General features: G+C 31.9%; 15 protein-coding genes. 10 read left to right on the forward strand and 5 right to left on the reverse strand.

All coding sequences use genetic code 11. The features are described 5' to 3' along the window. Positions 1-95 precede the first annotated feature (95 nt). Positions 96-1,652: a hypothetical protein gene (locus tag ACKTTC_RS16605; protein ID WP_408040974.1), complete on the reverse strand. Its 1,557-nt coding sequence runs from the start codon at positions 1,650-1,652 to the stop codon at positions 96-98. 134 nt (positions 1,653-1,786) lie between these two features. On the opposite strand from ACKTTC_RS16605, the gene ACKTTC_RS16610 reads away from it, so the two are divergent. From ACKTTC_RS16610 to ACKTTC_RS16645, 8 genes are all read left to right on the forward strand, one after another. Then, positions 1,787-2,962 (forward strand): 2-isopropylmalate synthase, encoded by a 1,176-nt coding sequence (locus ACKTTC_RS16610; RefSeq protein WP_408040975.1) that lies wholly within the window; start codon positions 1,787-1,789, stop codon positions 2,960-2,962. Further along, positions 2,962-4,344 (forward strand): 3-isopropylmalate dehydratase large subunit, encoded by a 1,383-nt coding sequence (gene leuC, locus ACKTTC_RS16615; protein ID WP_408040976.1) that lies wholly within the window; start codon positions 2,962-2,964, stop codon positions 4,342-4,344. The genes ACKTTC_RS16610 and leuC overlap by 1 nt, the downstream gene beginning before the upstream one ends. Then, positions 4,344-4,922, forward strand: coding sequence for a 3-isopropylmalate dehydratase small subunit (gene leuD / locus ACKTTC_RS16620; RefSeq protein WP_408040977.1), 579 nt, complete (start codon positions 4,344-4,346; stop codon positions 4,920-4,922). Before leuC ends, leuD begins: the two co-directional genes overlap by 1 nt. Positions 4,923-4,933: 11 nt before the next feature. Then, entirely contained in the window at positions 4,934-6,049 is a 1,116-nt protein-coding gene (gene leuB / locus ACKTTC_RS16625; RefSeq protein WP_408040978.1) for a 3-isopropylmalate dehydrogenase, read from the forward strand. A gap of 784 nt (positions 6,050-6,833) precedes the next feature. Beyond that, positions 6,834-7,841: an outer membrane beta-barrel protein gene (locus ACKTTC_RS16630; RefSeq protein WP_408040979.1), complete on the forward strand. Its 1,008-nt coding sequence runs from the start codon at positions 6,834-6,836 to the stop codon at positions 7,839-7,841. Between the two features lie 28 nt (positions 7,842-7,869). Then, positions 7,870-9,216: an ammonium transporter gene (locus tag ACKTTC_RS16635; protein WP_408040980.1), complete on the forward strand. Its 1,347-nt coding sequence runs from the start codon at positions 7,870-7,872 to the stop codon at positions 9,214-9,216. Between the two features lie 305 nt (positions 9,217-9,521). Beyond that, positions 9,522-14,033 (forward strand): glutamate synthase large subunit, encoded by a 4,512-nt coding sequence (gene gltB, locus ACKTTC_RS16640; protein ID WP_456243515.1) that lies wholly within the window; start codon positions 9,522-9,524, stop codon positions 14,031-14,033. Positions 14,034-14,036: 3 nt separating this feature from the next. After that, the gene (locus ACKTTC_RS16645; RefSeq protein WP_408040982.1) at positions 14,037-15,500 is read left to right on the forward strand and encodes a glutamate synthase subunit beta; all 1,464 of its coding nucleotides are present in this window, start codon (positions 14,037-14,039) and stop codon (positions 15,498-15,500) included. A gap of 569 nt (positions 15,501-16,069) precedes the next feature. Here ACKTTC_RS16645 and ACKTTC_RS16650 read toward each other — a convergent pair. Further along, a complete protein-coding gene (locus tag ACKTTC_RS16650; protein WP_408040983.1) occupies positions 16,070-17,401 on the reverse strand; it encodes a hypothetical protein in 1,332 nt (443 codons plus the stop codon). A gap of 254 nt (positions 17,402-17,655) precedes the next feature. On the opposite strand from ACKTTC_RS16650, the gene ACKTTC_RS16655 reads away from it, so the two are divergent. Both ACKTTC_RS16655 and ACKTTC_RS16660 read left to right on the forward strand, forming a co-directional pair. Then, complete coding sequence (locus ACKTTC_RS16655) at positions 17,656-18,609, forward strand: bifunctional helix-turn-helix transcriptional regulator/GNAT family N-acetyltransferase (RefSeq protein WP_408040984.1); 954 nt, start codon at positions 17,656-17,658, stop codon at positions 18,607-18,609. Between the two features lie 4 nt (positions 18,610-18,613). Continuing rightward, positions 18,614-19,027, forward strand: a complete 414-nt coding sequence (locus ACKTTC_RS16660) for a DUF2000 family protein (protein WP_408040985.1) — start codon at positions 18,614-18,616, stop codon at positions 19,025-19,027. Between the two features lie 40 nt (positions 19,028-19,067). On the opposite strand, the gene ACKTTC_RS16665 is transcribed toward ACKTTC_RS16660, so the two are convergent. The 3 genes from ACKTTC_RS16665 to ACKTTC_RS16675 all read right to left on the reverse strand — a co-directional run bounded on the left by ACKTTC_RS16665 (position 19,068) and on the right by ACKTTC_RS16675 (position 20,720). Continuing rightward, entirely contained in the window at positions 19,068-19,241 is a 174-nt protein-coding gene (locus ACKTTC_RS16665; RefSeq protein ID WP_408040986.1) for a hypothetical protein, read from the reverse strand. After that, positions 19,234-19,926, reverse strand: coding sequence for a nitroreductase family protein (locus ACKTTC_RS16670; RefSeq protein ID WP_408040987.1), 693 nt, complete (start codon positions 19,924-19,926; stop codon positions 19,234-19,236). The genes ACKTTC_RS16665 and ACKTTC_RS16670 overlap by 8 nt, the downstream gene beginning before the upstream one ends. A gap of 101 nt (positions 19,927-20,027) precedes the next feature. Beyond that, on the reverse strand, positions 20,028-20,720 hold the full coding sequence (locus tag ACKTTC_RS16675; protein WP_408040988.1) for an ATP-binding cassette domain-containing protein: 693 nt from the start codon (positions 20,718-20,720) through the stop codon (positions 20,028-20,030). Between the last annotated feature and the right edge of the window lie 914 nt (positions 20,721-21,634).

A 21,634-nucleotide genomic window follows, 5' to 3' on the forward strand; every position in this document is an offset into this window, starting at 1 on the left:
AAGTAAAGAATATTTAACTTTTAAAAAACGTCATTACGAACGAAAAGCAATGAAGTGAAGTAATCTTTTTATATTTAAGCTAAGTATCTATTTCATTACTTATACAATTGAGACTTCTCCTTAATAATTTCGGCTACTGTTTTATTAGCAATCTTACTTTCTAACCATGAAAGAATATCTAGATATAAAAAAGCTCTTTTTTCATACGGATGATTCTCGAAAACCTGTAATCGACTATGAATTTTCTGAAATTCCTTTTTAAATTGATGAGGATACAAATCACCTAAAGAACGAATCGATTCAATAAAAACTTTCTGAACTTCTTGTAAATTTTCCATCTTTAAAAGAAACTTATAAGTTTCTTTAAATTGTCGTTCTAAATGATAATCTAAACCACATTCATAATGCGCAATTAAGTTCAAAACTCTAGCAAAACATTGTAAATCTTCGCCTACATACAACTTTTTAGCTTCAATAATTTTAGAGAGATATTCAATGCATTTTCTATTATTACCCATTCCAAAATATAAACAAGCAATTTTATAATAAAACTGGACAATATGATGCTTATCTAATCGACTACTGTATAATTTTATTTTATCAGTAATTTCTGTAACTAAATATTCACCTTCACTAAAACTACCTTCAAGAAAGTGTTTGTGTAGTTTATTAGCATACAGATATTGAAAAATTAAAATTTCAGTATTACTATTAGTCGGAATTCTATCTTGTTGAATTTCTTTTTCAAAGAAATCTAACTCCTTATAAAATTCACTTAAATGTCTAGTAAAAAACAGCGATTCTAATAAGTAATTTCTTCCTTTCAAATAGAATACAGGATTAATAATAACCATTTTCGGATAAACTCTAAAAAGAGTTACCCATTTACTAGCATACTTATATCCGTGTAAAAAATCTTGCGTTAAAAAACAACGCCATAAATGCGCTTTATATAACCAAAGCTTTTCACGAAAACCTAATTTAGAATAATCAAATTCAGGAAGCCTGGCATAGAAATAGTCATTAATTTTATTCAATTCAAAATCATTTCTAGCGTATCCTGTTTTTAAAAGAATACCATATAATTGAAGGGATAAATTTGAAAGCTTGCTCGTAATTACGTTTTGCTGGCTCAATTCCTTAGCTAATACAGTTAGTTCATCAGCTCTAGTATCAATGCTACGGGTGATATATTGACTTTCAATAACCTTTTCTAATTCTACAATTTCATAAGCAATATTTTTCTCTTCATTTTCAATGGCCATTGTTTTGGCTTTATCCAATAACTTCAAACTCTGTTTGTACAGTCCTTTTTGATACAAAACAGTAGCAAAGTCCAATTGCTCACGTATTTGTACTCTAATATTTTTATGAGCAGGATTCATACGTAAGCTTGTTAAGATTTGCTTGTACAAATGTGCTTTTAAATTTGAAAGTTGTTGCTTGCTAACAATACCACTCTTTATAATCGCTTTTTCATCATATTTCTTTTGCTTCTCTAAAAATTTAAATAAAGCAAAGAATTTAGCTTCTGTATTTCCAACTAATCTTCCTACATACAAATTAAACTGCCTTTTTTCAGACTTGGTTAAAGACTGAATAAGCATAAATAATGCATCTTGAAATTGATTAGCTTTTGTAAAATTATTCATTTTAAATTGCTGGCTATCAGTTTTTTAAATTATTTTTAAATTGTTTTTGATATCGTAGTAATACGACTGTTTTTTAACATTTCTCTTTTACCAATATATACATTTGATAGAGATAATGACAACTATTTGTAATAATGAAAGACAATAAAATCCAAATTTTTGATACGACACTAAGAGATGGAGAGCAAGTTCCAGGATGTAAATTAGACACAAATCAAAAACTAGTTATCGCAGATCGATTAGATAACTTAGGAGTAGATATTATTGAAGCTGGATTTCCTGTATCCAGCCCTGGAGATTTCATTTCTGTTAGTGAAATAGCAAAACTCGTTAAAAATGCAACAGTTTGTGGTTTAACAAGAGCAGTAAAGAAAGATATTGAAGTGGCTGCAGAAGCTTTGAAATATGCAGTAAAACCAAGAATTCATACAGGAATAGGTACTAGTGAATCACACATAAAATTTAAGTTTAATAGTACAAGAGAAACGGTTATTAAACGAGCTAAAGAGGCAGTATCGTATGCAAAAAACTTTGTAGATGATGTTGAGTTTTATGCAGAAGATGCTGGTAGAACAGAAAATGAATTCTTAGCGAAAGTATGTGAAGAAGTAATTAAGAGTGGCGCTACTGTATTAAACATTCCAGATACTACAGGATATTGTTTACCAGAAGAATATGGTGAAAAAATTAATTATCTGAAAAAAAATGTCAAAGGAATAGAAAATGTAATTATTTCGTGCCATTGTCATAACGATTTAGGATTGGCTACTGCAAATTCTATAGCAGGAGTTGTAAATGGAGCTAGACAAATAGAATGTACGATTAATGGTATTGGAGAAAGAGCAGGAAATACAGCTTTAGAAGAGGTCGTCATGATTTTAAAACAACATTCATACCTAAACTTACATACAGATATCAATACAAAACTTTTGTACGATACAAGCTTAATGGTAAGAGAAAAAATGGGAATGCCTGTACAACCAAATAAAGCTATTGTAGGAGCCAATGCATTTGCACATAGTTCTGGAATTCATCAAGATGGTGTTATTAAGAATAGAAACACTTATGAAATTATGAACCCAGAAGAAGTTGGAGTTACAGAAAGTACTATTGTATTAACCGCAAGAAGTGGTAGAGCAGCATTAGCATATAGAGCAAAGAAAATTGGGTACGAATTAACTAAATTACAGTTAGATAAAGCATATCAAACATTCTTACAGTTTGCAGATAAGCAAAAAGAAGTGATAGATGAAGATATCCATATGATAATGAAACAAGTCAATAAAATTTCAAAAATAGCTATAGCTTAATGGGACAAACATTATTCGATAAAGTATGGGATGCACATGTGGTTGATAAAATAGAAAACGGACCACAAATATTGTATATAGACAAGCATTTAATTCATGAAGTAACAAGCCCGCAAGCATTTAATGAATTAAAAGAAAGAGGAATTCCATTAGCACGGCCAGATAAAGTTGTTGCTACAGCAGATCACAATACCCCAACGGTAAATCAACATTTACCAGTAAAAGATGCATTGTCTAAAAATCAGTTAGAGCAACTAGAAAAAAACTGTAAAGAGAATAATATTACGCTATATGGTTTAGGACACAAGTATAATGGTATTGTACATGTAATGGCGCCAGAATTAGGAATTACACAACCTGGAATGACTATGGTTTGTGGAGATAGTCATACATCTACTCATGGAGCTTTTGGAACTATTGCTTTTGGTATTGGAACAAGTCAAGTAGCACAAGTCTTTGCAAGTCAGTGTTTATTAATCCAAAAACCAAAAAGTTTACGTGTAAATGTAAACGGAAAATTAAAGAAAGGAGTATTACCAAAAGATGTAATTCTATATATCATTTCTAAGTTAGGAACCAACTCAGGAACAGGATATTTCTGTGAATATGCAGGAAATGTATTTGAAGAAATGTCTATGGAAGGAAGAATGACGGTATGCAATATGAGCATAGAAATGGGGGCAAGAGGAGGAATGATTGCTCCAGATGAAACAACTTTTGAATATGTAAAAGGAAGAGAATTTGCTCCAAAAGGAGAAGCATTTGAAGAAAAAGCAGCCTACTGGGAAACATTAAGAAGTGATGTAGATGCTGTTTTTGATAAAGAATATCATTTTGATGCAGAAGATATAGCACCAATGGTTACCTACGGAACCAATCCAGGTATGGGAATTAAAATAACAGAAACCATTCCCGAAGAAAGTGATGCTTCTTTTGAAAAATCATTAACCTATATGAACTTTAAAAAAGGAACAAGTTTAGTAGGAACACCAATCAATTATGTTTTCATAGGTAGTTGCACCAATTCTAGAATTGAAGATTTTAAAGTAGCAGCAGATTTTGTAAAAGGAAAACAAAAAGCAGCGAATGTAAATGCTTGGTTAGTACCAGGTTCACAACAAGTAGCAAAACAAATAAAAGAAGAAGGCTTGCAAGATATTTTTGAAGCAGCAGGTTTTGAATTACGTCAACCAGGTTGTTCGGCTTGTTTAGCAATGAACGATGATAAAATTCCTGAAGGAGAGTATTGTGTTTCTACTTCTAATAGAAATTTTGAAGGAAGACAAGGTCAAGGAGCAAGAACCATTTTAGCTAGTCCTTTAATAGCGGCAGCTACAGCTGTAGAAGGAAAAATTATAGACATTACAAAACACTTGAATTAATGGAAAAATTTGAGAAATTAGAAGGTACAGCCATACCATTACCAGTCGAAAATATAGATACAGATCAAATCATTCCTGCTCGTTTTTTAAAAGCAACAGATAAAAAAGGATTTGGAGATAATGTATTTAGAGATTGGCGTTTTCATAAAGATGGTTCCGTAAATAATAGTTTTGTGCTAAATAACGCTACCTATGAAGGAAATATCCTTATTGCTGGAGATAATTTTGGATGTGGATCAAGTAGAGAACATGCAGCTTGGGCTCTAGCAGGCTATGGTTTTAAAGTAGTAATTAGTAGTTTTTTTGCTGATATTTTCAAAGGAAATGCGTTAAACAATGGCATTTTACCCATTCAGGTCAGAGAAGAGTATTTGCAAAAATTACTAGCAGAAGTTACCAATAACCCAACATCAAAACTTACGGTAGATCTAGAAAACCAAACATTAAAAACAGCAGTAGGAACAACCAATTTTGAAATTAATTCCTACAAGAAAATATGTCTATTAAACGGTTACGACGACATTGATTTTTTAATCAGCAAGAAGAAAAAAATAGAAGCATACGAAGCTTCCTTATAAAAAGTACAGATATGAAATTTAACATTACTGTAATTCCAGGAGATGGAATCGGCCCAGAAGTAACAGAGCAAGCAAAAAAAGCACTGGAAGCTATTTCAGAAGTATACGATCATACCTTTGTATATGAAGAAGTACTTATGGGAGCTTGTGCAATCGATAAAACAGGAAATCCATTACCAGAAGCAACATTAACTTCTTGTAAAAAAAGCGATGCAATTTTATTTGGAGCAATTGGAGATCCTAAATACGATAATGATCCTACAGCAAAAGTAAGGCCAGAACAGGGACTACTGAAATTACGTAAGGAACTAGGGTTATTTTGTAATGTAAGACCAGTAAAAGCTTTCGATGCCTTACTATCGCATTCTCCTTTAAAAGAAGAACGTATTAAAGGAACTGATATCACTATTTATAGAGAGTTAACCGGAGGTATTTATTTTGGGATCAAAGAGCTTAGCGATGATGGTAAAATAGCTTTTGATGGATGCTCTTATACGGTAGAAGAAATTGAAAGAATGGGGCATTTAGCATTTAAAGCAGCTCAAAATAGAAAGAAGAGGTTGACTTTAGTAGACAAAGCAAATGTGTTAGAAACATCAAGGTTATGGCGTAAAACAATTACCAATTTAGCAACACAATATCCAGATGTAACTGTAGATACCATGTTTGTAGATAATGCAGCGATGCAACTGATTTTAAATCCAAAACAGTTCGATGTTATTTTAACAGAAAACTTATTTGGAGATATTTTATCAGACGAAGCAAGTGTTATTGGTGGATCTATAGGATTATTAGCTTCGGCTTCAGTAGGAACAGATAATGCATTATTTGAACCAATACATGGTTCGTTTCCACAAGCAAAAGGAAAAGATATAGCAAATCCGTTAGCTTCAATTTTATCAGCAGCAATGTTGTTAAAACACCTCGAATTACACAAAGAAGCAGCTGTAATTGAAAGAGCTGTACAAAAGTCATTAGAATTAGGAATTACAACACAAGATATCAATTCAGAAAACCATTTTACTACTTCTAAAGTTGGAGATTTTGTGGTAGATTATATCCATAATCAAGAAGATAGCAATATTAATTTTGTGAATGTTCATATGGGACAAAGCACAATTATCTAGTTCTAATTAGATAAGTAACTATTAAAACAAATCTATTTTGAAGAAGATATAGAAAACTGATTGTTTGTATGCAAGTGGAATCAAAATTTTGTTCTCCGAGTCTAATTGAAGGGTAAAAATGATTCCACTTTTAAAAAAAATAAAACAACAAGTTGTTATTAAAAAGAAGTCTGTTATTTTATTTGAATGTAAACACTCCTTAAGCAGGAGTGTTTTTTTATTAGTTTCAACTTCATTTTTAATATAACCAAGGGACTTTAGTCCCTTGCAAAAAGAAACTCCAATTTTATTCCTTATAGAATAAACTATACCTAAGCTTATCTCGGAGAAATTTACTTCTTTCAACCTCCCTAATATTTCTAAATTAATATTGAAATAAGGAGAAGAAGCTGTAATCTTTTAGTAAAATAAAATTATGATGCTTGGTATATAATTTTTGTTTTTACGTATTTATCAATAAAATAGTTAAAAAAATGGTTTTTGTATGTATTTTTTATTTTAATTGATTCTGAATATTGAATAAAAATTGTTAAAACTCACTTTTTTTTAATAAAAATGCATTTTTATTTGATTCGTAATATCAGTACTTCAAATTAAGAATCTCATAAATTCAATATCTAACAAAAAACTCAAATTAACATATTACTATTTTTTGATGTATTTTTTTAATAGTTAACATTTTAAATACAACGTTTTCGCTTGTTTAACAAGGGGTTAGGTTTTGTTTTTTTGAAAGCTAGCATATAGTTTTGGGAAGCGATTAACTAACTTAAATCCTTTATTTATGTCAAAAACAAGAAATTTTAAACTAGCGATTTTAACATGTTTTTTGCAAAATGTAACTTTTGCTCAAGAAGAAAAAGAAAACAATTTATCTTTTAGTGGAAGCGTAGATGTATACGCAACTACCAATTTAGCAGATAATGCAAGAGGAAGTATTGGAATACTAGCAGCTAATACTTCAGGGGAACCAGCACACGGCTTTGGATTAGGAATGGCAAATACTGTAATTTCTTATGATATAGGAAAAGCAGGAGCAGTAGCAGATTTAGCATTCGGACCAAGAGCTAGTGCAGCTAATGCTTACGAAGGAAATATTAATCAGTTGTATGTGTATTATAGAGCAACAGATAAGCTTGTACTTTCTTTAGGGCAATTCAATACATTTTTTGGATACGAAGTAATTTCACCAGTAGATAACTTCAATTATTCAGTTTCTTATTTATTCAATGCAGGACCTTTTTCTCATACAGGAATAAAAGCAGATTATCAGGTTTCAGATGATTTGTCATTCATGTTAGCGGTAACAAATCCGCATGGGTTAACTGCGGGGACAAACATTACAAACGATTTTCAGGTAGGATTTCAAACAGGATACAAAGGACAGTTCTTTAATGTCGTATATGGAGCAGATGGTTTTGGGTTTGATGATGTATTGTATTTAGATTATACAGGAGGATTTAACGCAACAGATTCGTTTTATATAGGGATCAATGCAGCTTATTCAAATTCTAATGATGCAGATGGAGGATATTATGGAGGAGCATTGTATTTACAAAATACATTCTCAGACACATTTGCATTAGGATTACGACCTGAGTATTTCACAACAACTTCTGGAAGTACAGATCAAAGTGTATTAGCCTTAACATTATCGGCAAACAAAGAACTTACTAAAAACTTAAAAGTAATAGGAGAAGTACGATTTGATACTTCTGATGATATTCCGGTAATAGGAACCAAAGACAATGTTACAGGAGTAACGTTTGCAGCGATTTACAAGTTTAACTAACAAAAGAATTGATAACAAAAACTATTTAATGATGACTAATTTTTTACTAACAATTACTGAGCCACAAGTAGCAGAGGATCTAGCAAAACAAATAGAGGGAATAAAGGGAGATATGACGATGCTTTGGATTCTATTATCTGGAGTTTTAGTGTTCCTTATGCAAGCAGGTTTTACATTGGTAGAATCAGGTATGACTCGTTCAAAGAATGTGGTAAACATTGCAATGAAAAATGCTTTAGATATCGCCGTAGGCTCTTTAGTGTTCTGGCTTGTAGGATATTCGTTAATGTACGGTAGTACAAACGGATGGATTGGCTGGAGTGGTTTTGCATTTTACAATGAACAAGATCCATCAGATTTATTTTTTCAAACAGTATTTTGTGCAACAGCAGCTACTATAGTTTCGGGGGCAATTGCAGGGAGAACAAAATATACAACTTACATCATTTTCTCTTTGGTAATGACAGCTTTTATTTATCCAATAGCTGGAGGTTGGCAATGGAATGGAGATGGCTGGTTAGCTAAATTAGGTTTTATAGACTTTGCTGGTTCTTCAATTGTACATTCAGTAGGAGGTTGGGCTGCGCTAATTGCTGCAATCTTAGTAGGGCCTCGTTTAGGAAAATATACAAAAGATGGAAAAGCAGTGTCAATTCTAGGGCACAACAAGTTATTAGCAACACTTGGTGTATTCATTCTTTGGTTTGGTTGGTTTGGATTCAATGGTGGGTCTCAATTAGCTTGGGGTGGAGACGATTCTGTAGGCGCAGCAAAAGTAGTGTTATTAACCAATTTAGCAGCAGCTGCAGGAACTTTAGGAGCATTATTCATTTCTTGGATTAAGTATAAAAAACCAAACTTAGACATGACTTTAAATGGAGCTTTAGCAGGATTGGTAAGTATTACAGCAGGTTGTGGTAATATGAGCGATGGAGGAGCCATTTTAGCAGGTTTAGTTGGTGGTGTTATCGTTGTATTCTCAATGGAATTTATGGAGCAAAAGCTAAAAATAGATGATGCAGTTGGAGCTGTTTCAGTTCATGGAATTGTAGGTGCTTGGGGAACTTTAGCAATCGGTTTATGGGGAATAGATGGAACTACTGCTATCGGATTATTGAATGGAGGAGGTTCTGCACAATTGATAACACAATTAATAGGTGTAGCGGCATATGCAGTCTGGGCTTTAGTAACATCATTTGTATTTCTATATGCTTTAAAGAAAACGATTGGATTACGTGTAACAGAAAAAGAGGAAATTGAAGGGTTAGACTTATCTGAACACGGAGCATTAGCGTATCCAGGAAAGAGAAATAGAGGAAGTGACCAAGAAATTAAAGAAGAAGTAAAAGAAGAAATTCCATTAGAACTGGTATAAGAGAATGTTTAATTCAATAGAATTTGAATAGTGTTAGTAAGCCAAGGAATTATTTAAAATGAGTAATTAATTGTGGTTTGAGATAAACGTCAACCTGAACTTGTTTCAGGTTCTCATCACAAACTGTTACTTAAGAGTATTATGAGATTCCGAAATAAATTCGGAATGACGCTAAAAATGTAATTGACTTAATACAGATATTCAATTAAATGAAAAAGTTGGCAGTAATAAAAAATGAGAAATGCGAAAATTTCGCATTTCTCATTTCCCGAAAAAAGTAAGAACTAAAAAACAAACAACAAATGATGAAAAACCAAGGCTTATATTTAAATGAATTTGAAAGAGACAATTGTGGAGCAGGTTTCATATGTAACTTGGAAGGAAAAAAATCAAATCAGATTATTCACGATGCATTAGAAATACTAGTAAAATTAGAGCATAGAGGAGCCGTAAGTTCAGATGGACGTACAGGAGATGGAGCAGGAATTTTAATAGATATCCCACATGAGTTTTTTACACGAGTTTGTGATTTTGAACTACCAGCAGAACGAGCATATGCAGTAGGTCAAGTTTTTTTACCGAAAAAGTTCAATCAAAGTAGTTATTGTGAAACTATTTTGGAAGGAGAATTAAAAAGGCAAGGCTTAACTATATTAGGTTGGAGAGACGTACCTGTAGATACTTCTAATTTAGGAGCAATTGCAGCAAAAACACAACCAAAAATCAAACAGATTTTTGTAGCAAAAGGAAAAGAAGAATTAAATGATTTACAATTCAATGCAAAGTTATTCGCTGCGAGAAAAATAAGTGAACATACCATAGCTGCTTCAAAAATTTCAGAAAGTAAGTATTTTTATTTGTCAAGCTTTTCTACAACAACCCTAATTTATAAAGGATTGTTAATGCCAGAAGATATTGGACGCTTTTATGTAGACTTAAAACAACCTGATTTAGTAACCCGTTTGGCTTTAGTACACCAACGCTTTTCAACAAATACATTTCCATCGTGGGATTTGGCGCAACCATTTAGATTCATGTGCCACAATGGAGAAATAAATACGTTGAAAGGAAATGTAAAACGTATGCTAGCCAGACAAGAGTTAATGCAATCGGAATTGTTTGGAGACGACATTCAAAAGTTATTCCCAATTATTACGAAAGGAAAGTCAGATTCTGCTTCGATGGATATGGCAGTAGAATTATTGTTAATGACAGGTCGTTCCTTACCAGAAGTAATGATGATGCTAGTACCTGAAGCCTGGGAAAAAGATACGGCTATGAGTGCAGATAAAAAGGCATTCTACGAATATAATTCTTGTATTATGGAACCATGGGACGGACCTGCCTCAGTTCCTTTTACAGATGGAAATTATATTGGAGCTTTATTAGACAGAAATGGATTAAGACCTTCGAGATATACCGTTACAAAGAATGGAAATGTGGTCATGTCTTCAGAAATAGGCGTATTGAATATAAAACCAGAAAACGTAGTAAAACATGGTCGATTAGAGCCGGGGAAAATGTTTTTGGTAGATATGAATGAAGGAAGAATTATTGAAGATGAAGAAATCAAATCAAAAATTGTTTCAAAACATCCATATCAAAAATGGGTAGCAGAAAAATCACTTCCGTTAGCGAATATTCCATATACAGATAATACCATTCCAAAGGAGAAAACGGATTATAAAACACGTTTACGCTTATTTGGATATACAACTGAAGAAATAGATCATTTAATTGCTCCAATGGCTAAAAATGCCAAAGAAGCCATTGGTTCTATGGGAACCGATACACCATTAGCCGTATTGTCTGACAGGCCACAGTTACTGTATAATTATTTCAAACAGCTATTTGCACAAGTAACCAATCCGCCATTAGATGGTATTCGAGAAGAAATCATTACAGATATTAGTTTGGCTATTGGTTCTGATAGAAATATTTTCGAAGTTATTCCAGAGCAAGCGACAAAGCTTCGTATTCAAAATCCTGTAATATCGAATGAGGATTTAGATAAAATTAAAAATTTACAACACGATGATTTCAAAGCGGTAACAATTCCAATGCTATTCCCTTTAGAAAAAGGAGTTAATGGAATAGAAAATGCTTTGGAAGGAATTTTATATAAAGCTACTGTAGCTGTTGAAGATGAAGGAGCAAATATCATTATTTTATCAGATAGAGGTGTCAATAAAGAATGGGCGCCAATTCCTGCATTACTAGCTTGTTCATACTTGCATAATTCAATGTATAGAAAAGGTACGCGTTCTAAAATTGGAATTATTGTAGAAAGTGCAGAACCAAGAGAACCGCATCATTTTGCAACGTTATTTGGCTATGGAGCCAGTGCTATAAATCCATATATGGTAAATGAAATCATTGCGAGACAAGTAGAAAAAGGAGAAATTAAAGCTATTGAATTAGAAAAAGCGGTAAAGAATTTTAATAAAGCCATAGGAAAAGGCTTATTAAAGATCATGAATAAGATTGGAATTTCTACGTTACATTCATACAGAGCTTCACAAATCTTTGAAATTTTAGGACTCAAGAAAACTTTCACAGAAAAGTATTTTCCAGATACACCTTCGAGAATTGGAGGTATAGGATTATACGTACTACAAAAGGATATTTATAAGCGTTGCACGGAATCATTTAGAGATGCTGAAATTGATTCAGTATTGGATTTAGAAGTTGGAGGAGATTATAGATGGAGAAGAAATGGTGAACGACACATGTTCAATCCAACTACAGTTTCAAAACTACAACAAGCAGTTCGTTCTAAGAGCAAGGAAAGTTATAAGGTCTATGCAGATAAAATCAATAAACAGTCTGAAGAACTAATGACTTTAAGAGGATTGTTCGAGTTTGTAAACTTAGATCCAATTCCAATTGAAGAAGTAGAACCTTGGACAGAAATAGTAAAACGTTTCAAAACAGGAGCCATGTCCTATGGTTCTATTAGTGAAGAAGCACATGAAAATTTAGCAATTGCAATGAATCGAATTGGAGGTAAATCTAATTCAGGAGAAGGTGGAGAAAATAAAGAACGTTTTAAAAAACTATCAAATGGCGATTCTAAAAACAGTGCAATCAAACAAGTTGCTTCTGGCCGATTTGGAGTAACGAGTAATTACCTAACAAGTGCCAAAGAAATTCAAATTAAAATGGCACAAGGAGCTAAGCCAGGAGAAGGCGGACAATTACCTGGACAAAAAGTATTACCATGGATTGCAGAAGTTAGAAATTCTACGCCTTATGTAGGATTAATTTCGCCACCACCACATCACGATATTTATTCAATAGAAGATTTAGCACAGCTAATTTTTGATTTGAAAAATGCAAATAGAGAAGCGAGAATAAATGTTAAATTAGTCTCTAAAGTTGGTGTAGGAACCATCGCTGCAGGAGTAGCAAAAGCCAAAGCAGATGTTATTCTGGTTTCTGGTTTCGATGGAGGAACGGGAGCTTCTCCATTAACTTCGTTACGACATGCAGGATTACCATGGGAATTAGGAATAGCCGAAGCACAACAAACGTTGGTAATGAATAATCTACGTAACAGAGTGGTGCTAGAATGTGATGGACAGTTAAAAACTGGTAGAGATGTAGCAATTGCTTGTTTGCTAGGGGCAGAAGAATTTGGATTTGCAACTGCGCCGTTGGTTGCTTCTGGATGTATTATGATGCGTCAATGCCATTTAAATACTTGTCCAGTAGGAATTGCAACACAAGATCCAGAACTACGTAAAAACTTTAAAGGTACACCAGAACATGTAATTAACTTTATGTATTTCGTAGCAGAAGAAGTGCGACAAATTATGGCTTCTCTAGGATTCAGGTCAATTAAAGAAATGGTAGGACAAGTAGAGAAGTTGAATATGAATAAGGTTGTAAATCATTACAAAGCAAAAGGAGTAGATGTATCTGCTATCTTACACAAACCTACTTCTGAAAATACAACGATATTATACAATACTGAAAAACAAGATCATAATTTAGAAAAAGTACTTGATTTTAAAATTGTAGACGATGCGAAAGCAGCGATAAAGAACAAAATAAAATCAGAGTTGTCGTATGAAATTCAAAATACAAATCGTTCTGTTGGAGCTTTAACAAGTAACGAAATATCAAAACTTCACGGAGAAGTAGGCTTACCAGAAGACACATTAACTTTAAATTTTAAAGGATCAGCAGGACAAAGCTTTGGAGCTTTTGCAACCAACGGATTAAAAATGATTGTAGATGGAGAAACCAACGATTATTTAGGTAAAGGGTTGTCTGGTGGAAAAATCATTGTGAAGAAGCCAAAAGAAGCAGATTTTATAGCAGAAGAAAATATTATTGTTGGAAATGTTTGTTTTTATGGAGCTGTAAAAGGAGAAGCATATATCAACGGAATTGCAGGAGAACGTTTTTGTGTTAGAAACTCAGGGATTACTGCTGTTGTTGAAGGAATTGGCGATCACGGTTGTGAGTACATGACAGGAGGAAAAGTAGTGGTATTAGGAAATACAGGACGAAATTTTGCTGCTGGAATGAGTGGAGGTATTGCATATGTGTACGATCCTTCTCACCAATTTAGAAATGAACTATGTAATTTAGATATGGTAGAGTTGGTACATTTAGAAACAGAAGATCAACACGAGTTAAAAGGATTGATTCAAAAACATGTAACATATACCGAAAGTAGTTTAGGAACAAAGGTCTTAGGAGATTGGGAAATTAATAAAATGGATTTCATTAAAGTATTCCCTACAGATTATAGATTGGCTCTAGAAAGATTAGAACAAGAAGCATTAACCAAAAAAATAACAGCGTAAATTATGGGTGAATTAGGCGGATTTAAAAAGTATCAGAGAAAGCAGGAAATTAATACAGCTGTTAAAAATAGACTTACTAATTTCAAAGAATTTACAACACCTTTGGCTACGAAAGAGCAGCAAAAACAAGGTTCTCGTTGTATGGATTGTGGAATTCCCTTTTGTCATAGCGGTTGTCCGTTAGGAAATTATATTCCAGATTTTAACGATATGGTGCATAAAGGCGAGTGGCATAAAGCATTAGAAATTCTACATGCAACAAATAACTTTCCAGAATTTACAGGAAGATTATGCCCAGCACCATGTGAAAAAGCATGTGTATTAGGTATTATAGACAAGCCTGTTTCCATAGAAAATATTGAAAAATATATTGTAGAGAAAGGATTTGAAAATGGATGGATAGAGCCCAGGTTACCTAAATACAGAACTGGAAAAACGGTTGCAGTTGTAGGTTCTGGTCCAGCAGGTTTAGCTGCCGCCCAACAATTAAATAGAGCAGGACATAGCGTTACAGTATTTGAAAGAGCAGATAAAATTGGAGGTTTATTACGCTATGGAATCCCGAATTTTAAATTAGAAAAGGAAATTATAGATAGACGTGTAGCTATCTTAGAAGCAGAAGGGATTACATTTATAACAAATGCACATGTTGGAGTAAATGTTGCTGTAGACGAGCTAAAGGAATTCGATGCAGTTGTACTTTGTGGAGGTGCAACAAAAGCAAGGAGTTTACCAATTGCAGGAAGTGATGCGAAAGGTGTGTACCAAGCAATGGAGTTTTTAACCAAGCAAACAAAAGCATTGTTTGATAAAGAGTTAGAAAAGGAAATTATTAATGCAAAAGGAAAGGATATTATTGTAATTGGAGGAGGAGATACTGGTTCAGATTGTATAGGAACTTCAAACAGGCACGGAGCGAAGTCGGTAACGAATTTTGAAATCATGCCAAAACCTCCAAAAGCGAGAAGTGCAAAAACACCTTGGCCATTTTGGCCATTGGAATTAAAAACAAGTACATCGCATGAAGAAGGTTGTGATAGAAATTGGTTGATAAATACCAAAGAATTCATCAAAAACGAGAAAGGTGAATTAACAGCTTTAAAAACGGTAGAAGTAGAGTGGAAAATCATTCCAGGAGAAAGACCACAACTAATCGAAAAAGAAGAAACTGAAAAAATATGGTCTTGCGATTTGGTGTTTTTAGCATTAGGGTTTACAGGCCCAGAAAAAACATTGCCAGAACAATTAGGTTTAGAATTAGATTTTAGAACAAATATAAAGGCGAGTACATATAGTTACGAAACCAATGTTCCAGGAATTTTTGTTGCAGGAGATATGCGAAGAGGACAATCGTTAATTGTTTGGGCAATTTCTGAAGGACGACAAGCAGCACATCATGTAGATGCATACTTAATGGGAAGCTCTAGTTTACCGTTAAAAGACGCAAATGATTTATTAAGTGCATAGTTTACCATTTATAGCCTACACTCTATAAGTTAACAAGAAAAAAATAGATAGAATTTAATAAAATAGTGAAAAAGGAATATAGAATCTAACAACTAATCATTGTGGATTTTTTGAGATGAATCTCAAAAAAGTAAAGCAACCTGTTTATGAGAACTACAGGTTGCTTTTGTTTTTTTATTTGTTGGAATCAGAAATGAAATTAAAACTACGTTAACCAATGTTTACATTCCGAAATTGAAGGCTAAGCTCCGCCGAAGTCTACTACTGAAATAGTTTTCATTTAGATTCTTTGAACTTATTGTTTGCCTGAAAGATTCCTGAGGTTTCTCAAAAGAGCTAAAGGCAAAAGAGAAGAATCTATCGTTATCAAAATTTTTCTTGTAATAAATCCTTTGTTATCCTAAACTGTTTCCTGAGTTTATCGAAGGAAATAACTCAAGAATCATATAAAATAACACTCTATTCTTAGGTATTTCAGAATGAACATGAAGAACATAAAAACCAAGGTGGCTTTAGCCCCTTGTAAACGAACAACTAAAAGAACCTCTCACTTAATATATTTTTATAAACTAAGAAACCAAATCAAAAGGAGTATCGCCACCATAGATATGTATTTCACCAGGGCCTCCGGCAAAATAATTTGAAAAATTCAATTCACTTGGAACTGCTACAGGATATACTTTTAATGAATCTGTAGAAGTTTGTTTTTTAGTTACAGCATTTAAAGCACCATTAGCTGTAGGATTTCCTTTAACTGGACCTGATAATACCTGTGCAAATTGCGTATGAGCACCATACGAAATAGATTTATCATTGTAGGTTACTTTATTTTTATAATTGGCATATACAGAATTTACTTTTTGTATAGCTTCTGCACCTGTTGTGTTATCATTTAAGGTGTACTGACCATCACAATTAAAAACAAAACTATTAGCAATAGAAGCGATAGAAGCTTCACTAATTTGCATACCACAAGAAGGAATGATTTGAACATTAATTCCAGAAACACTTGTAGGTTCGTTATCAATATTTCTTCTTAATCGTACATCTGAGTGATCTAAACAAATTTCAACGGCCATTTGTGTAGTACCCGTTGTACCATTTTGATTAAAAATAGCAAACGAATCATCTGAAGTTTGCTTGGCATCTCCAGCAGATAAATCTATAACAGGATAGGCAACCATTTGTTCTGTAACTACTTGACTATTATTTGTAGAATACAGTAAAAAATCTTCATTAGAACAATAGTATTTTTCAGTAATCATAGCATTGGTAGTAATAGTTTTATTAGGAGTACTTATCTGAGCATTACTTACAATAACACTTCTGTTACGAACTTCACAATTTGGATAAGCGTGGCAGTTTTTAATGAAGTTAACAAGCATATCAAAAACAACTCCATTTAAAGGACCGTAAGAATTAAGCCAATTTTCTGATAAATTTTTAACAACACTATTTCTAGTTGTAGCGCTATCAGAAGCATAAACAGCATCAATATCTTTCACTAAAGCACTAATACATGAACCGAAAACGAATGTCCAGTCTTTATATTTTTCATTAATAAAAGTAGCTTCTAACCGTTGTTTTAAATAAATCATAGGATCATTAGAATCCTCAGTATAGATATAAGGTCCATGAATACCATGAAAATAAAATTCAGGAGCAACAAAAAGATTTAAAGTAGTACCATCTGCTTTAGGAAGATTCTGATGCGCAATGTCTACAGCATTTTTCATAATAGCAATACGAGCATCTATATCTGTATATACATCAGCATTTGCTAAATAATATCCTGCAACAGCCCCAGGACCATTCGGATTACCAATTGATACCACATCTGCAGGAGTTGTTGGTACTGCATATCCAATAAATCGAATTGTATTATAAGTTGATAGAACCATAATAGTTTGTTTTAAGAATAGATTAGTTATTTGAAACTAAAATGAAAAGAAAAAAAACGCTCTTAAATTTTAGTGTATTTCATTTATGATACATCCAAAGTAATTTAAAAAGGAGCTCAAAAATGTATAGAAAGGTATGAGTGCTATAGGAATAGGAACGAATGAGGGGAAAAATAGAATAACAGTAGTATTATTTAAATTAAAAGTTTATATATTTGTAACTAGTTACGTAATTTAATACTGATTTGGAAATTATGAATTTTGATAGCATTGGAGAGATGGCATTAGGGAGTAGGTTAAGAGCATTAAGTAATATAGTTACTGAAGATGCAGAACGAATTTATCAACTATATAATATTGAACTAAAACCCAAATGGTTTCCTGTTTTCTATTTTCTTTCAAATGAAAATAAAGGGAAATCAATAACATCTATAGCTAGAGGAATTGGACAATCCCACCCGTCAGTTATTAAAATTGCTAGGGAGATGTCTAAAGCGGGTTTAATATTTGAACAAAAGGATGTATCTGATAAACGTATCAACAATGTTTTCTTAACAGAAAAAGGGATAGAGATATCTGAAAAAATAAAAGAACAATATACAGATGTTGAAAATGCGATAAAAGATGCTTTAAAACAAACAAAGCATAATCTTTGGTTAGCAATTCAGGAGTTCGAATATGTATTGAGTGAAAAGTCATTATTAGAAAGAGTAGCAAAGCAAAAGAAACAAAGAGAAGCTTTAGAGATAGAAATACTAGAATATTTACCAGTACACCATAAAGACTTTAAACGGTTGAATGAAGAGTGGATTGAAAAGTATTTTAAAATTGAGGAAGCAGATAGAAAAGCTTTAGATAACCCTAAAGAGTATATCTTAGATAAGGGAGGAAAGATTTTAGTAGCAGTTCAAAAAAATACTGTTTTGGGTGTATGTGCACTTATTAAAATGAATGACCAAAAACATGATTATGAACTAGCGAAAATGGCAGTGTCTCCTAAAGCACAAGGAAAAGGAATCGGACATTTATTAGGCACAGCTATTATAGAAAAAGCAGCATCTTTAGGAGCTTCAAATATATATCTTGAAAGCAATACTATTTTAAAGCCAGCAATATCACTTTATAAAAAACTAGGATTTAAAAAAATAGTGGGGCATGATACCCCTTACGAGCGATGTAATATTCAAATGGAACTAAAAATAAAGTAAGAAAATGAAATATGATAATAAAATAGCCATGGTTATAAAAAATAACCTAATGGATTGGCAAAAACTGAATGTAGCGTCATTTTTAGCAAGTTCAGTTGCAATACAGTTTCCCGAAACTCATGGAAAACCATTTATAAATGCATCAAAGTCAGAATATCTTCCATTTATAAAACATCCAGTACTGGTTTACAAAGCAGATGATCAAGCTCAAATTAATAGAGCATTTTTAAGAGCGAAAGAAAGAGAGTTACATTTAGGGATATATACAAATGCACTTTTTTCAACAAAAAATGAAGATGAAAATCATATAGAAATAAGCAAGTTTACAGATGAAACTCAAGAGTTAGTGGGGATTATAATGTATGGAGAAAATAAAAAAGTAAATAAAGCTTTGAACGGACTTAAATTCCATGAATAGTCAGATTGTTACTAGTAGTTTAGAGAAATAGATTAAAGAATTATGGTAACAAACCAAATGAACCAAAGATACGGGCATTACATCCCTTTTCTTTAGAATCAACAAATTTTTTAGTAAAGTCGGAAAAAGGAGAGTGGTGGGGCAATTGTGCTTGGTGTTCCTCCTTGGGAGTAGCAGCACTTTTAAAAGTGTATATTAAAAATGATTTACTCATAAAAAACAGCTATTTCATCTAACGGTTTTCTTTCTAAATCTGGTACATATGTAGGGAGTTTAGGATAGCCTACGGGAAGCAATAAAAAAGCACGTTCGTTACTAGGTCTATTAAGAATTTTTGTTAAAAAGTTCATAGGACTTGGTGTATGAGTTAAGGTAACTAAACCAGCATTATGAATCGCTGTAATTAACATTCCACAAGCAATTCCAATGGACTCATTTACATAGTAATTGTTATGTTTATTTCCATTTTCTCCAAAATCATAGGCTTTTTTAAAGGCAATAATTAACCAAGGAGCAGTTTCTAAAAAAGGTTTATGCATATCGGTTCCAAGAGGTTCCAAATCTTTTAACCAACGTTCACTCATTCTATTTTCATAACTTTCTTTTTCTTCAATTTCAGCAGCAGTTCTAATTTTAGTTTTTAAAGCTGAATTAGAAATAGCACAGAAAGTCCATGGCTGTTTATGAGCACCAGAAGGAGCAGTAGAAGCTGTTTTAATTAAGTTTTCAATAACAACTTTAGGCACAGGTTGATCAGAAAAATCACGTACAGTTCTCCTTTCGTCAATCCAATTAAAAAAGGTAGTACTTTTTTCAATAGACTCACTTTCTGTACTTATTTTCGCTTTAAAATTAATGTGTTTATAACCATTAATCAGTATATGATCTGGTGCTTCCATAATAAGGTTCTATGTAATTGTTAGTTTCTGTATAATACAAGTTTAACTTGTTATTGACTTTAAATGTAATGAAATTCCATTTCGTTTGAACTAAATAATTATTAAGAATTTGGTTTCTTATTAATTAGGTTTAAAGCATCTTTAGTTAAATACCCTAAATCTATTAATTCATTAGAAGTCTTAATTGGTTTTAAATAACCATCTTTTAAGAATACAATATCATCTGCCAATGCAATCACATTTTTATAATCATGATCAGTAATTATATAACCTTTTAAAGACTTCATTTTTTTTAAATAGTTGATGATATAGGACCTTGTAATAGGACTTAGTCCATTGAAAGGTTCATCTAGTAAGATAAAAGGTGCACTAGAATGTACAATCAATAGTATCTCTACTATTCTTTTTTCTCCACCAGATAAATCATGATTTGTCTTATTTAGCAAAGGTTTTATATGTTCATTTTTATATAAGTATATTCTTTCTTTTTTATCTAAAAATAAACGAATCAGTTTTTTAATTTTTACATTATTAGGAAGAAAATTTTCTTGAGGTAAATAGTTTAATAAGTTTCTTCCGTCACTAACAGAATTAATCACTTTATTACCGATTTTAACAAATTTATACTCGCATTTTTCAATACCAAACACTATTTTAAGTAATGTAGATTTGCCAGAACCATTGCGTCCAAGTAATCCTATAGTTTTCCCTTTTTCACAAGAAAGAAATACACCACTTAATATTCTTTTATTTGCATATGATTTGGTAATACTATCTATATGTAACTTTTTCATACAATTAATAATATAAATAAATTTATAAAACCAATAGTTATGGTAGAAAACCATAATATATTATAACTTAACCCTACATTATAATAGAAGTAGTATTTATTTTTATTATTTATATCATATATAAATAAATGAGTAAAAAGAGAGATAAAGAAAAATATAATAGCTAAGGCGATCTTTTTATTTTCTGCAAATTGACTAAAAGAAATAGCAATGATATACGAGATAAAAAATATTTTTCTTTGAAAAAGCAAGATGTTTTTAATTGACCTCAAAACTTATTTTAAAATTATATGGTTTATTCAAAGGAGCTGTAATACTAATGAAACTAGTTTTCTCTATATTAAGTTTTTTATTATTTATAGCGCGAGAATACCTTTTTCCAGAATAAATATATATAATATTATTTTTTATGCTTCTAAAGCATGTTTTGTTATCCATAGCTATAAAAAGAACTTTATAAAACAAATAATGGTACTTTTTTTCATTTTAAAGTATTTTGGATAAAAATATGATTTATAAGTTTCAAAAATGTTAAACAATGACTAAAATTGAAAACGATCAAGTTTTTAAATGTTTTGCATTTAATATATTGGGTTCCAGAGTTCAATGCGATCCTTAATCTGTAAAGCAGTTTTTGAAATCAATTTTTCCATATTTCTTTTTCAATTTAATATATCAAAAATACACTAAAAAGTATAAAATACTTCTAATTCTACTTTTAAAAGCCTGTTAAACAATGAAAAACCTATATTTTTCGATAAACAATTAGGATATGTCAAAAATAAATTACAATATTTGTAGACATCAATGAGAAAACAAGTATTAAATATCATTTCTATTATTGTCGTTGTGATTATTATTTCACAAGGATAAGGGAAGTGATTTTTAAACTCAACATATAAAAATTAAAAGGC

Origin of the sequence: Tenacibaculum amylolyticum (assembly GCF_964511145.1) — a bacterium.
GTDB classification, from domain to species: domain Bacteria; phylum Bacteroidota; class Bacteroidia; order Flavobacteriales; family Flavobacteriaceae; genus Polaribacter; species Polaribacter amylolyticum.